The organism is Verrucomicrobiales bacterium, from assembly GCA_016793885.1.
Lineage (GTDB): Bacteria > Verrucomicrobiota > Verrucomicrobiia > Limisphaerales > UBA11320 > UBA11320.
Window position 1 is genome coordinate 49,048 of sequence record JAEUHE010000067.1, and the last position, 14,819, is coordinate 63,866.

The 14,819-nt window shown below is 61.0% G+C and carries 5 protein-coding genes; 3 read left to right on the forward strand and 2 right to left on the reverse strand.

Annotated elements, in window-relative coordinates; genetic code table 11:
- Positions 1 to 26: 26 nt before the first annotated feature.
- Entirely contained in the window at positions 27 to 3,587 is a 3,561-nt protein-coding gene (locus JNN07_08580) for a TonB-dependent receptor (protein MBL9167783.1), read from the forward strand.
- 647 nt (positions 3,588 to 4,234) lie between these two features.
- On the opposite strand, the gene JNN07_08585 is transcribed toward JNN07_08580, so the two are convergent.
- Complete coding sequence (locus JNN07_08585; GenBank protein ID MBL9167784.1) at positions 4,235 to 8,968, reverse strand: autotransporter-associated beta strand repeat-containing protein; 4,734 nt, start codon at positions 8,966 to 8,968, stop codon at positions 4,235 to 4,237.
- A 396-nt stretch (positions 8,969 to 9,364) separates the two neighbouring features.
- Here JNN07_08585 and proC point away from each other — a divergent pair, with 396 nt between their 5' ends.
- Complete coding sequence (proC, locus tag JNN07_08590; protein ID MBL9167785.1) at positions 9,365 to 10,174, forward strand: pyrroline-5-carboxylate reductase; 810 nt, start codon at positions 9,365 to 9,367, stop codon at positions 10,172 to 10,174.
- The gene (locus tag JNN07_08595; GenBank protein MBL9167786.1) at positions 10,171 to 11,460 is read left to right on the forward strand and encodes an AI-2E family transporter; all 1,290 of its coding nucleotides are present in this window, start codon (positions 10,171 to 10,173) and stop codon (positions 11,458 to 11,460) included. The genes proC and JNN07_08595 overlap by 4 nt, the downstream gene beginning before the upstream one ends.
- 245 nt (positions 11,461 to 11,705) lie before the next feature.
- Here the strand turns inward: JNN07_08595 and JNN07_08600 are convergent, their stop codons facing one another.
- Positions 11,706 to 14,813, reverse strand: coding sequence for an efflux RND transporter permease subunit (locus JNN07_08600; GenBank protein ID MBL9167787.1), 3,108 nt, complete (start codon positions 14,811 to 14,813; stop codon positions 11,706 to 11,708).
- Between the last annotated feature and the right edge of the window lie 6 nt (positions 14,814 to 14,819).

The following is a 14,819-nucleotide window of genomic DNA, read 5'->3' on the forward strand; positions in this document are numbered from 1 at the left end:
CTCAGCTGGATGACCGATCTCATGGAATGAACCCGCCTCGCCTCAGTCGAATCTGCTCCCTGGCTCTCTTCGGCTGGGTTGCGCTGATGGGCCTGAGCGGGCAGCTGGCGGCGCAGAACTCGGTGGGGGCATCCTCCTCAACGAATGGGGTGAGGGCCATCGCGATCCAGGGCACAAACTGGTGGATCGCTCCCGCGGGTGCGGCTGACTGGGTAATGGCCTCGACTCGCATGCCGCAGGACATCCGTCCCGGCGACCGCTTGCGCACGGGTCGCAACACGCGTCTCTTTCTCCAGACCCCGCATCTGGGGGTGATTCAAATTCCCCCGCTCAGCACCCTCGAGATCGCCCCCTCGCCGTCGACGAATGAGGTCACCTGGTTGAGACTATTGAAGGGAATGCTCTACTTTTTCCATCGAGGTTCGCCCACGGACGTGGAGGTGCACACCCGGAGCGCTTCGGCGGCGATTCGCGGAACGGAGTTCGTGGCGGAGGCCCGCGAGGATGGCGGCCTGGTGATCCGAGTTGTCGATGGACGGGTCGACCTGAGCAATGACCAAGGCAAGTTGCTCTTGGAAGCGGGGGAGGGTGGAGAGGCTGTCCCCGGGCAGAAGCCCCAACGGACCCCGGTCATCTACTCCCTCAACGTAATCCAGTGGTGTCTCTATTATCCGATCGTGCTGGATGCCGATGAGTTGCTCCTTACCGAGGCGGAAGTCCGTTTGTTAGCTGGTTCTTTAGCTGCGTATCGCAGCGGTGATCTGCTCCGCGCCCTCGAACAATATCCTGAGGGACGCGAGCCGGAGTCGGATAGGGAGCAGGTCTATTTGGCGGCGCTGCTGTTGGCGACCGGCCAGGTGGCGCCCAGTGAAACCCTGCTCGATCGAAGGACCCTGTCATCCCCGACTTCGGACCGGACAGCCCGTTTGGCCGGTGCACTTCGGCTCATGCAGGCGGCGGTTCGCTCAGGATCAAGGCCGGCATCATCGGCCGGCGCACCTGAACTCGCCAGCGAGTGGCTGGCGGAGTCGTACTATCAGCAGTCGATTGGAAAACTGGGCCCAGCCCGCGACGCGGCGCAAGCCGCTGCTCTTCGTTCCACCGGGTTCGGTCCGGCTTGGATCCGTCTGGCCGAACTGGAATTTGGCCATGGCCGAAGCGCCGAGGCGGGTAAGGCGCTCCGCCGCGGCTTGTCGCACTCTCCTCGTCACGCCGCTGCCTTCGTTTTGCAGGGCTTTCAGCTGTGTGCTCAGGAAAAGGTGTCGGGTGCCCTGGAGCAGTTCGAACATGCATTGACACTGGACCCAGGGTTGGGAAACGCCTGGCTGGGACGCGGGTTGTGTCGGATTCAGCAGGGGAGCATCCGCGAAGGCCTGGAAGACTTGGAGGTGGCCGCCGCGGTCGAACCTCAACGCGCCCTGCTGCGAAGCTATCTCGGCAAAGCGTTCGCGGCCGCCGGCGATCGGCGACGGGCGGAGCTTGAGTTCTCACTGGCCAAATCATTGGATCCGAATGATCCGACGGCCTGGCTCTACGCCGCTCTTCTCGACCAGGAACAGGGACGCATCAATGAAGGCATTCGTGAGCTTGAGACCTCGAAGCAGCTTAACGAGGGACGACGACTCTACCGATCCCGTCATCTGCTCGACGAGGACCAGGCGGTGCGGGGTGCGAACCTGAGCGCGCTGTACCGCGATGCCGGCTTCCAGGATCTCAGTCGTCGGGAGGCGGTGGATGCAGTCAACAGCGACTACGCCAACTATTCGGCACACCTCTTCCTGGCCAATAGCTATCACGAATTACGCGATCCCGGTCAGGTGGATCTCCGTTACGAAACGCCTTGGTTTGGCGAATACCTGGTGGCGAATCTTCTGGCGCCAGCTGCCGCCGGAACGCTTTCCCAAACCGTTTCGGCTCAGGAGTTCTCCCGGCTCTTTGAGCGCGACGGGTTGGGCTTTTCGTCGCTGACGGAGTATCGGAGCAACGGAGAATGGACTCAGAGCGCGGCTCAGTATGGTTTGCTGGGGAGTTCGGCGTACTCATTGGAAGAGGATTACCGGAGCAGCCCGGGTCAGCGCCCCAACAATGATCTGGAGCAGCTGACGGTGTCGTTGAAGCTCAAGCAACAGTTCGGGCCGAACGACTCTCTTTTTCTGCAAACGGTCTACTACGATGCCAGCGGGGGAGATTTGGGGCGTGTCTATGATCCGTCGAATGGGGCGCTGTTTCGGTCACAATATCGATTTGAAGAGAAGCAGGAGCCTTTGATCTTTGCCGGATATCACCATCGGTGGAGTCCCGGGCAGCACACTCTGGTCACCGCCGGCCGACTTCACGACGAGGTGAACGCATCGGATCCGGCGCAGCCCGTCTTGCTGGTGTCCAAGAATCTGGCTAACGAGGTGACAGGCACGCTGTTGACGAGCGTTGATCAGCGCTATCGAAGCAAGCAGGAAACCCTGAGCGCCGAGCTGCAGCACATTGCGCAGCTGGATTCATGGACGTTCATCGGGGGCGCGCGGGCGCAAGAGGGAGACTTCGATACCTGGAGCCGCCAAGAAAACCTCGCGGATCAGGCGGCGGCGCTGCCGGTGCCTCTCGAGCAGCGGGTCGACCCGGGCCTTCATCGGTGGAGCGGGTATGGTTATGCTCAGTGGCAGGTCGACGATGCGTTGCGCCTGTTGGGAGGCGTGACCTATGACTATTTGGAGTCCCCGAGCAATTTCCGCTTCGCTCCCGTGTTGCGTGACGAGCAGACTCAGGAGCAATGGTCTCCCAAGGCGGGCTTTCTGTGGAACATCACGTCGGCCTCACGGCTTCGCGGGGCCTACACGCGTTCTTTAGGCGGGGTGAGCCTTGATCAGAGCTACCGCTTGGAGCCATCGCAAGTCGCGGGTTTTGCGCAAGCGTGGCGGGGCCTGATACCCGACTCCGTGGTGGGAAGCCAATCCGGGGGGCGTGTGGACATGGGATCCTTGGAATGGGATCACCGGTTTGCCACGGAAACCTATGTCGCCGTTCGTGGGGAATTGGCGCGATCCCGCTTGAGCCGTCAGGTGGGGGTATTCGACTTAAACTTTCTGGCGGAGCCGTCGAGCACCTTGGAGGAGTTGGATTTTCGGGAGGCCAGTTTGATCGTCACGGTGAACCAATTGGTGGGGGAGAACGTGGCCCTCGGCACGCAGTATCGGCTGAGCAACGCCCGCTTGGACGATCAGTTCCCGCAGATACCAGGGTCGGTGCCTCATTTTTTTCCGCCGTATCAGCTTCGGCCGCGTCAGGAGTTGGAGAGTCTTCTGCATCAAGTGCAGCTGTTCGCGGTGATCAATCACGACTCCGGATTTTTCGGAAGAGTGGAGTCGGTGCTGTTCGCCCAAAGCAATCAGGGCTATGAGCCCGCCTTGCCCGGAGACACGTTCTGGCAGTTCAATGTGCACGCCGGATATCGTTTTCCGAATCGTCGGGCGGAGGTCCGGCTGGGACTGTTGAATCTGGCGGATCGGGACTATCGGCTCAATCCATTGAACCTGTCGGCCGAGTTGCCCCGCGAGCGCACCTTCGTCGCGAGTTTGAGGCTGAGCTTTTGATTAGTATTCATACCCATCAATCTCGACGCTACACACGATGGTTAGCCGCCAATCCCCAATAAGGTAGGGAGAGACTCCGTCGAGCCCACGATGGCCTCAGGCGTCCTTCAGGATAGAGGCTCCGCCGAAGAGGGCATGACGACATCGGTTATCTATCGGGGCTCCTCGCGGTGATTCCTTTGAAGCTTCCTACACGGTGGGAATGTATGGGCTCGACAGAGTCTCTCCCTACCTCATTGGAGGTGGACGACCTCATCTTTGATAGCCTGAACGTACAGCGATGTCGGAGCCCGAACCTGCTGGGTTCACAGAGAATAGCCGGGGGTGTTGGCACCCCCGGAATTGTTAAAAATGCGGAGCATCGCGCAGCGATGCCACCGGTGTCTTAGACTTGCGTCACCCCTACTCAAAAGGAATCAATCCGTTCTTGAGTCCCATCGCCAGCGGGTGGCACGCCTCTCAGGGCGCTGTCAGATAGGGGACCGGACCGACCGGGGGTGGCGCTGCGCTCCACGCCCCGTATAATCCCTTTGAACCCTGCGGGTTCGCGGTGCGGACAGAAACTCACCCGAAAACGTAGGAATCTTCCCTAGCCTCTTCTTCATCCTAATATTGAACGGGTGCTGTTTCTCACATGACAATCCGAACTATTGCTTCACCAAGCGGAAGAACAGGGTGGACTCGCTCTTAGGCACGATTACGACCTTCTCGGCCAATTCATCCGCTGGCGTGAACGGGACCTTGGTCCACACCCCGCTGTTCAGATCGGTGGTTGATTCGAGTTCGAACCCAACCGCAGCCAACGGCCACGACACCGTCACCCGACCATTGCCTGGTCCGGGAGCAATCTTTAGCACGGGTGCCGCCTGAGACTCGGCGACATTGACCAAGAGTGTGTCGACACCCTGGCCGGAGTCATCGTCGTTCACACGAACGGTAACCGTGAAACTGCCTGTCTCGGTGTAGGCGTGGCTGAGGACGAAGGTCTTGTCCGGGTTCAGCGCGAGCGGTTGCAGGCCGGAACCATCGCCGTAATCAACCGTGGCTACCCAGGTGTCGTTCACCCCGGCGTCCGTGAAGCTGCCGCTGGCGTTGAACGTCGTTTCCTTGGCGATCTTCACGTCGGCGCCGGCGTTCACCACCGGTGCCACGTTCGCGATGGTCACGATGTGGTTTCCAAACGCACCCGGGTCGCTGCTGTCGTGGAGTGTGTAGTCGATGAGATACGCGTCGGCCGACGTGCTCGTCGGATTGTCATCCGCATAGGCATGCGAAACGTTGAAGTCGGTGGTGCCCGGCGCGAACTCGAACTGCTGGGCCGGGGTGCCGTCTCCCCAGCTCACCATCAGGATGAATCCATCGGCGAGGTCCGGATCCTTGATCTGGGCGCTGATGTGCACCAGGCTTCCTTCGGGGCTGTTGGCCGTGATGTTCAGTCCGGCGAGCGACGGCGGGGTGTTCACATGGGTCAATACCACGTCATTCCCGTCGCCGCCGTGGTAGCTGATTCGGAAAAGCATACCGTTCAGCACGAACGTGCTGTTCTGCGGCATTCCGACGAACTCACCGGACACCGCGTCGTTCCCGTCATTCTTGATAATGACGAACTGATCTCCCACGGCCGACTTGAAGCTCGGAGCGTTCGTCACCCGCAACTGCGCCAGCGTGACGAGGACCGATCCGGTCACGTCGATCTGATCGTAGCCGGTGCCGGGCTGACTGCCTTCAAGCTCGATATGCACAGCGACGTTGTCATCAAGGATGAATCCTTTCGTGCGCAGAATGCCGGGACTGTGTCCGGGGACGATGTCTGCACCGATGAACGCGGTAACAGGGCCGACCGAGCCGGTGCCGCCCAGCGTGCCCAGCGGATTCACCTCCACCGCACTGCCCGCCTGGAGGCCGTCGATCACGAGCTTGCCGTTGTTGATGATCGTTTTGCCCGTGTAGGGATTATTGCCGAGCAGAGTCAGCTCGCCTGTCCCGGTCTTGGTCAATGTCACGAAACCAACCCCGCCAATCAGCCCGCTGAACGTCGTGTCCGTGTTGGCGCCGCCCACTGTGAGGGTGGCGAACAGCGTGTTCACTGCGCCGCTGCCGACGAGGGACCCGATGGCGTCGCTAAAGTTGTTGAGATGGAGCAGGCCGCTGCCCAGCACCGCGACCGGGACGGTGTCTCCGATTTGATTTGCCTGCAGCAGACGCGCCACATCGCTGTTCGCGCCGCCGGCACCATCGCCGATGATCAGACCGCCGGCGACCGCAAGAGCGGCGGTTTTGTTCAGCGCCAGTTCCCCCTGTTCGACGATCACATCCGCTTCATGGGTGTTGGCGTTCGACCCGGCGAACTCCAGAGTCCCCTGACCGCGCTTCCACAACGTTCCTGCCCCGCTGACCACTCCGGAAAGAATCAGCCTATCGCCTGGGTTCTCCATCTTGATGGCCGAACCCGAAGCGAGAACGACCGGCCCGGCCCACACGTTGGTGACTCCGGCCATGGAAATCAGCGCCGCGTTGTAGATCTCGCCACCGATTCCGGTGCCGTTCAGCGTCAAGACTTCCTGGGCGATTGTGATATCGTTCCACAATTGAAGCACGGCGCCGGAACTTACCAAAGTCCCGTGCGCACCCGACCCGAGCGCGTTGTTGTGGGTCAGACGCATGCCTCCCTGCTGGATCAGGGTGGCTCCCGCATAGGAGTTGTTGCCCGACACGTTGACTTCGCCCGAACCCGTCTTCACGAGGCCGGCATTGATGCTGGTTCCGGACACCTTGGCCATCAGATAGAACTCCATCGCCCCACCGACCTTGCCCGACACGTTGAACGTTCGGCTCACCGGCCCTAGTGAGAGGTTTCCCCGGATGTAGGATGACGGGGTCGCCGCCACCGTCACGTCGCCGTTCAAGGTCAGCACGCCGTTCGTCGTCATGAGAGTGGCGTGATCAAGGTGCACCGGGCCGATCGTTTCGTTGATATCGCCCGCGTCAAACACAGCGCCGTCGAGGAGGGTGATGGGAGCATTGTCGGCGATCTGGTTCGGGAGAGTGAGGATCGCCCGGCAGGGAGCCTGACTCGCGTCTGCTGGAGCGAGCAGGAAGAGCGGGCCTGGAATCGCGTTCTGACCTGGCAGCTTGCTCAGCCGAAGCGCGACTGATTCGCACACGGTCGCACCCGTGTAGGTATTCGCCAAGGTGCCGCTCAGCCAGGCCAGCGTCGGCGCCTCATTCACCTTGTGGCCGCGCAGGCGGAGCGTGCCGCCGCCGCTGATCACGCCGCTGGCGATCAACCGCACCGTCTGGATATCAATGGTGTTCGTTGCACCGCCGAGAGCGATGTCCCCCGCCCAGGTGCAGTCGCCATGAACGGCGAAGCTGGGACGACCGTTCTCAGCGTCTCCGCTGAGAACAAGGTCTTCACCGAGTTGCACCCAGCTAATGGCCAGCTGTGCGCCCGGCGCAACGATCGTACCCTGCGCGTTCCCGCCGAGATTGCCATCCGGTCCCGTCACCAGCACCCGACCCGCTTCGACGGTAGTGATGCCGGAGTAGGTATTGGCCGCGCGCAGGTCGAGAATGCCTTCGCCCTGTTTCAGGAACCCGATGCCGGAGCTGCCGGCGATGGCTGCCGTGATGGCGAGGCCTGAATGAGCGTCTACGGAGATAATCCGCGACTGAGCGCCCATCGAGAACACGCCGCTGCCGGTGATGAACGCCATGCTGTTCGCGGGTGCAGAGCAGTGAATGTTGCCAAGCATCGTCACCGTTCCGCCATCCACCTCCATCCGGCCGCCGGTGAAGTCGAGCGACGCGATCGCCTCCGACACCCCTTCAAACTCCAGCGAGCCCGAGTTGTGAATTTCGATCGGGGCACTGTTGGCAATCTGATGGTTGCTCATCACCTTGACGGTGTCGCGAGGGAACGGCGCGGGCTGAGTGTCGTGGCCGACGACCAGCCGGCCCGGAATCGACACCAGGTTCGCGATCTTGCTTACGGTGAGCGTGCCACCGAGCACGGCTGTGTCTCCCAAGTAGGTGTTTGCCTGGTCGCCGGTGAGGCGCAGGTCGCCTTCGCCCACCTTCGTGAAACCGCCGGGACCCTCGATGCGACCGCGCAGATAACATGTCACCCCGGAGGCGATGTTGATGGTTGCATCGGTGACGAGGTTGATCGGCCCGTCCCAAATCGCTGAACTGTCGAAAGCCTCAAGCGCGCCTCTGTCGGCAACGCCCGTTCCGCTGAGTGCCAGAGGCTCCGCGGGCACTTGGATAGTACCGAGTGAAAGCGTCGCTCCCTCGGCGACAGTTGTTCCGGCATTGGTGCTACCGAACGCCCAGTTGTTCAATGCATTGAGCGTGCCCTGGTTGAGGCTCAACGGTCCGGAGAATGTGTTGCTGGCGCTCAAGGTCATCGAACCTGCTCCGTTCTTGCTGAACCCGACGAGGATTCCTCCGCTGATGCGCGCCGAAACGATGAGGTCCTGGGAGGCCAGACCATTGGCGACGGCAAAGGTTTTTCCCCGCACGCCGAGGTCAATTCGACCCTCGATCAGGGATGATTCGAGGGATGCGAGTGTCGTGACACCCCCGTTCATGAACAGCACCCCCGTGCCGGTCCCGATGCGGCCACCCTGCAGGGTGATGGCTCCGACCGTATCGTCGTTGTTGTTGAAGTTCAGGTATCCGGCCGAATTGACCGTGATTGCGGAAGTGTTGCTGATCTGGTTGTCCTGCAGCAGGCGCACGATATCGACATCGTTGCCGCCGGAACCGTCGCCCACTTCCAGATCGCCGGGCACGGCCGTCACGCCGGCGTTCTTGTTCAAGCGCAGCGTTCCGGCATGTACCGAGGTTTCCCCAGCATAGGTGTTCGGGCTCGCTCCCATGAACTCCAGCCCGCCTAATCCCGTTTTGCGTAGGCCGCCCGCGCCGGAGATGCGGCCTTGAATCGTGATCGAGTGATTAAAGTTCACCTCAATCTCGGCCTGATTTTCCACTTCGACCTCGAGGCTGCTGTGGAAAAGTGCGCCGACGCTGGCGAAAAGCGCATCGGTAGTGCCGCGGAGCGTCAGCTTCGACCCGGCCACACCATAGAAAGTGTAACCTCCGCCCTGAATATCGATTTGGTCGATCTTCAAGCCGGCGATGTTTTGGATGGGGCTGGTTCCACTCGCAAATGAGGGAAAGACCAATCGCACGTTTTGCTCGTTGACGCCGGGCACGCTGCCGTTCTCCCAGTTGAGCGGAGAGCTAAAGTTCTGGGTGAAGTTGTCGGCACCGGTCCATCGATGTTCGCCTGCGGTGAGCGATGTCGTCGTGTTGAGTGCCGCCAGCAGGCCGAGGATGGTCCTCGCGGTTCTGTAGAGGGGGAGTATTGGTCTCATGGAGTTGGAGGTAAGGGTTTGAAAAGTGCCGACTTCACCGCCGAACGACAGAGGGGTGAACGAAATGACACGTGACGCGGCTGCGGCCAGTCCGGCAATCAGACTTCTCAGCAACCGGCATTCAGATGCATACCCACGTTTCATCGCGGTGGGTGTGATACCTCGAATCACGCTCCCCCAACAATTCGACTTTGGACGTAGCACGCGCTGCTCCGGTGCGGTCCTGAAGCAAGCCTCGTCGTTACCTTGGGTTCTACGCTCCAGACTTGTAAGCAGCCTCGTCAGCACCCATCCTTCGAACCTGAGGCGCGACACGAGGGGAAAACCCTCTCTAAATCCCGACCGGGTCCTTGACAAAGCGAAGCGGGGGTAGGGATTATGCGCCTTACATCGCAGATGCCTCCTCACATGAAAATCGGATTCCTCGGCGCCGGAAAAATGGCCACTGCTCTGGCCAAGGGATTTCTTCAATCCCGGATCCTAGAAGCCAGCGGACTGACAGCGAGCGATATTGAGCCCGCTGCGCGGGCGCACTTTGCTCAGGAAACCGGAGCGAGAATGCTCGAGCGCAATGTGGACGTGGTTCGGGCGAGCAACATTGTCATTCTCGCCGTGAAGCCAAACCAGGTCGAGGCGCTGCTTGCCGAGATCAAGTCGGCGTTTAAGCCCGGCCAGCTGCTGATCTCCATCGCGGCGGGGATCACCATCGCGAAGCTGGAAGGGGGGCTGGCTCCCAAAGCGCGCGTGATCCGAGTGATGCCGAACACCCCCGCCTTGGTGGGCGCCTCGGCCACCGGATTTTCCCTTGGCAAGGCCGCCACCTCCGAGGATGCGGCATTGGCGCAGAGGCTTTTCGAAGCGGTCGGGATTGCCTTCCAGGTGAAGGAGGACCTGCTCAACGCCGTGACGGGGTTGAGCGGCAGCGGTCCCGCCTACGTTTATCTCATGATTGAGGCGCTCAGCGATGGAGGAGTGGCGGCAGGACTCCCGCGCGACGTTTCCACCCGACTCGCCGCCCAGACCCTGCTCGGCGGGGCGCGGATGGTCCTGGAAACCGGGCTTCATCCGGGAGCTCTCAAAGACATGGTCACCAGTCCGGGAGGGACCACCATCGAGGGGATTCACCGTCTGGAGCAGGCTGGCGTTCGAGGGGCATTGATGACTGCGGTTCGAGCGGCCGCCGATAAAGCGAAGCAACTAGGATGAATCCGACCGAACGACAGGCACGGTTGCTGTGGACCTCGGTCACAGCGTTGGCCCTGGGGATTCTGGTCGCCCTGATCGGCCTGCTGTTCTGGGGCCTGGGATGGATCGCCAACCAGCTGTCCTCCGTGCTGCTGCCGCTCGCGGTCGCCGGCGTGCTCGCGTTTATCCTCGATCCACTGGTGGACGTTTTTGAAAATCGGACCAAGTCCCGTATTGCTGCCATTTGGTTGGTGTTCGCGCTCGCCATCCTGCTGGTGATCGCTCTGGGCAGCACCGTGCTGCCTCGACTGGTGACTGAGATTCAATCCTTTGGCGCCCAGGTCCCGGTTTATGTGATGAAGGTGCGTGACCGCTTGGACGCCTTTATCACGCATCCGCCCCAGTGGTTGCCCAGTGGGTTACTCGGCCCGATTCCCGCACCGGTCGCTCCCGCGGGATCGACCAACGAGCCATCGATGAGCACCCTTCCTGAGGTCGGGTCGGCATTATCTCCAACAAACTCCGTTTCTACCGCAGTCAGCGCCGCGGAGTTGGGTTCTGCCGACGCCCTCAGCGGTCGCCGACATATCAATCTCAGCAGCGAGCTTTTTTCATGGACGGCACGGGCGCTGCCCCAATTGGGATCCTGGATGTTGGATCAGGTATCTCGGGCGGCGTCGGTGGCCGGCTTTTTGGCGGGGCTGGCCCTTGTGCCGGTTTATCTCTTCTACTTCCTTTTGGAGAAGCGTGGGATTCAAGGTCGTTGGCGTGATTTTTTGCCCCTTCGGGAGTCCCATTTGCGCGACGAGGTCGCGTTCGTGCTTGGATCCATCAATGACTGCTTAATCGTTTTTTTCCGGGGACAAGTGCTGGTGGCGTTTTGTGTGGGGGCGATTCTTACGATTGGGTTTGCGATGATCGGGCTCAACTACGCTCTCCTTCTCGGCGTATTGGCGGGGGTGTTGGGCATTGTTCCCTACTTGGGAGTGGCTGCCAGTCTCATCCCGGCGGTGGCGATCGCGATAGCGCAATTCGGTGATTGGACGCACCCGCTGGCCGTCCTGGGCATTTTCGCGATCGCTCAGCTGCTGGAGGGTTTCGTGATCTCTCCTAAGATTATCGGCGATCGTGTCGGACTGCACCCCTTGACCATCATCATTGCCGTCATGGTGGGCACCACGCTGCTCGGGGGAATATTGGGTGGCGTGTTAGCGATCCCGCTGACCGCGGTGCTTCGCACGATTATGTTTCGCTATGTCTGGGTGGCGCACCCAAGAAAAGAGTCGGAGGCCACGCAGGCGGGGTAGGAATGGCGGACAGGCTCGTTGTCTATGGACCGCGGTGGCACCGACACCGCTTTTTCTTCTCGCCAGCTTATCCCGCAGCGCACCCATTCACTTAAGGAGAACTCTTAGCCGCTCCGTCGCATGAAGGAAAAGCGGAGACGTGTCTCCGCGCTCCATAGACGGACCTCGGCGCCAAGATCGTCAGCCTATGGTGCTGGCTGCTCCCGTCCCAAAAGCGCGATGAGAATTGGGCAACCGGGTCCTGCTCAGGCATTGCCCTTCCGGCGAAACCTTTTACCCAAATCGCTGAATAGCGTGTAAACCACGGGGATCACGAACAGTGTCAGAAAGGTGCTGGTCAACATTCCCCCGACGACGGCTACGCCCATGGGACGGCGGCTTTCGGCGCCGGCTCCGAAGCCGATGGCGATGGGGAGAATGCCGGCGATGGTGGAGAACGCGGTCATCAAAATGGGACGCAGGCGGACCACCCCGGCCTCGATCATGGCTTCGTGCGAGCCCGATCCTTTGGCCACCTGTTGGTTGGCATATTCCACCAGCAGGATGGAGTTCTTGGTAACCAATCCCACCAGCAGCACGAGCCCCACCTGGCTGAATAGGTTGATATTCATGGCCGGTATCGGCGGCAGCACGCCCGTCTTTCCCAAAAAGTCCAACAGCCACAGCAAACCGAAGGCTCCCACTCCCGCCAGCGGGAGTGCCAACATCACGGTAAAAGGATGCAGGAGGCTCTCAAACTGAGCGGCCAGAGTCATGTAGATGATGATTCCGGCCAGACCGAGGATCCACCACACATCTCGGTTGGCATCGCGCAGATCCCGAGCCTCGGAACCCCAAGCATAAAGCATGTCGCCGGGCAGCTCGGTCTTGAGCAAGGTCTCGGTTTGTTCAACCAGGGTGCCCAGCGGGAGGCCGACGGGTGACGCGGTAATGCTGGCGCTGCGCAGGCGCATGTAGTGGTTGATGCTGTTGGGCGCGGCACCGGCGGTGCGGGTCACGAGGCTGCTGAGTTGGATCAGCTCCCCGCTGGCGCTGCGCACATAGATCTGGTCGAGATCCTGGGGCGTGAGGCGGTCCTGGCGCTCCAGCTGCGCGATGACGTTGTATTGCTTGCCGCCGATCTTCATCCGGCTCAAGTCCAACCCCCCGAACATAATCTGAACCGTGCGTGAAATGTCGTCGATATTGACGCCCAGGGCGGCGGCGCGTTTGCGATCGATATCCAATCGCAGCTCCGGCTTGTTGACTTCGAAGGACACCCGGACGTTCTGGAGATTGGTCATCCGACGCAGCTGGTTGGCAATGGCGTTGGCGGTTTGGTTCAAGACATCCAGCTCTTGATGCTGGAGAATGAGCTCGAACGGGGCGCCGAAGTTCCGTCCGATCGCCTTCGGGATGTTGGGGATGGCGATGCCTCCTTCGACTTCGCTGAAAAACCGAGCGCGAAGGCCGCCGGCGGCGTTGACGATCTGCTGGATCGTTCGATCGCGCTCCTCTTTAAGCGTCACAAAGATCAGTCCGGAGTTGGCCTGGCCCGGCCCATTCATCCCCGGGGCCACGATCGCCGCAAAGCTGTCGACCTCAGGGATCTCGGCCATCATTCGCTCCATCTTCTGAAGCTGGCGGTCGGTAAATTCGCTGGTTGAGCCATTGGGAGTGAACATCATGCAGAACAGCCGACCCTTGTCCTCCTCCGGCAGGAAGTCCTTGTCCAGTGATCGGTAGGCGATGGTCATGAGCGCGAACGATCCGAGCGTGAGAAGCACCATGGAGAAGCGGTGGCGCAGCACGAAGCGCAGGCTGCCGCCATAGGCTTTGGCCATGCCGGTCAGGGTTCGCTCAAAGAAGCGGAGCAGGAAGCCGTGGTGATGGGCCTCGATGGGCTTAAGCATCCGGGCGGCCATGGCCGGAGACAGGGTCAGGGCGACGAAGGCGGACAGGACGACGGACCCGGCGATCGCTACGGCGAACTCGACGAAGAGGCGTCCGGTCTGGCCCGTCTGAAACGCCAGCGGGAGGAACACGGCCACCAGGGACAGCGTGATGGCGATCACGGCGAATGAGATTTCCTCCATGGCCTTGAAGGCGGCCTCCCGGGGAGGCATGCCCTTCTCGATGTAGCGGTAGATGGCTTCGAGCACCACGATGGCGTCATCCACCACCACCCCGATCGCCAGCACGAGCGCCAGCATGGTTAGAATGTTGATGGAGTAGCCCATCAAATGGAGGATGGCGAAAGTCCCGACGATCGAGATGGGGATGGCGACCGACGGAATCAGGGTGGCGCGAAGATTTTGAAGAAACACGAAAATGATCACCAGCACCAGTCCGAAGGCGATAGCGAGGGTTTCCCAGACCTCGTTGATTGCCTTTTCGACATAGGTGGATTCATTATAGCCGGCATAGATTTCCACCCCGGTGGGCAAGGTTGGCTTCAGCGCTTCGATCTCGGCCGTGATGCCCTTGGCCACGGATACCGTGTTAGCTTTGGACTGTTTGACCACTCCCAGAAACACGCACGGCTTCAGATTCGCGCGGGCTTGAGTGCGATAGTCCTCAGCGCCGTCCTCGGCTCGACCCACATCCTTGAGGCGGATGAGGGTGTCCCCGCTCGTGCGCACCACCAGGTTGTTGAACTCTTCGGCGTTTTTCATTTCGCCGAGGGTTTGGATGGTCATCTCGCGATCCAAGTTTTCGACGCGTCCGCTAGGTAGCTCGATGTTCTGCTGCCGGAGGGCTCGTTGCACATCGAGCACCGTCACCCCTTTGGCTGACATGCGGCCGGAGTCCAGCCACAGCCGCATGGCGTAGCGCTTTTCACCGCCTATAATGATCGAGGAGACTCCGGCGATGGTTTGGAACCTGGGCTTGATTTGGCGTTCGGCGAGCGTGGTGAGCTGCAGCGGGGTGTAACGCTCGCTGTTGAGCGTGATCCACATGATGGCGTTGGCGTCGGCATCCTGTTTGGCCACGACCGGCTCCCGGATGTCGAGAGGCAGCGCGCCGCGCACCCGGCTGACCCGGTCGCGCACATCCTGGGCCGCGAGGTCGATATCGCGGGAGAGGTTGAACTCCACGACAATGCTGCTGACCTGCTCGCGGCTCTCGCTGGTGAGAGTCTTAATGCCTTCGATGTTGTTGATGGCTTCTTCGAGGCGTTCAGTGACCTCGGTCTCGACCACCTGCGCATTGGCACCCGGGTAGACCGTGGTGACGCTGACGATCGGGGGATCGATGTCGGGAAGCTCGCGGACGGGCAGGCGCGAGAGGCCGATGATGCCAAACAGCACCAGCGCGAGATTCATCATCGTCGCGAGGACCGGCCGTTGGATGCTGACGCGGGAGAGGAACATGGCCGG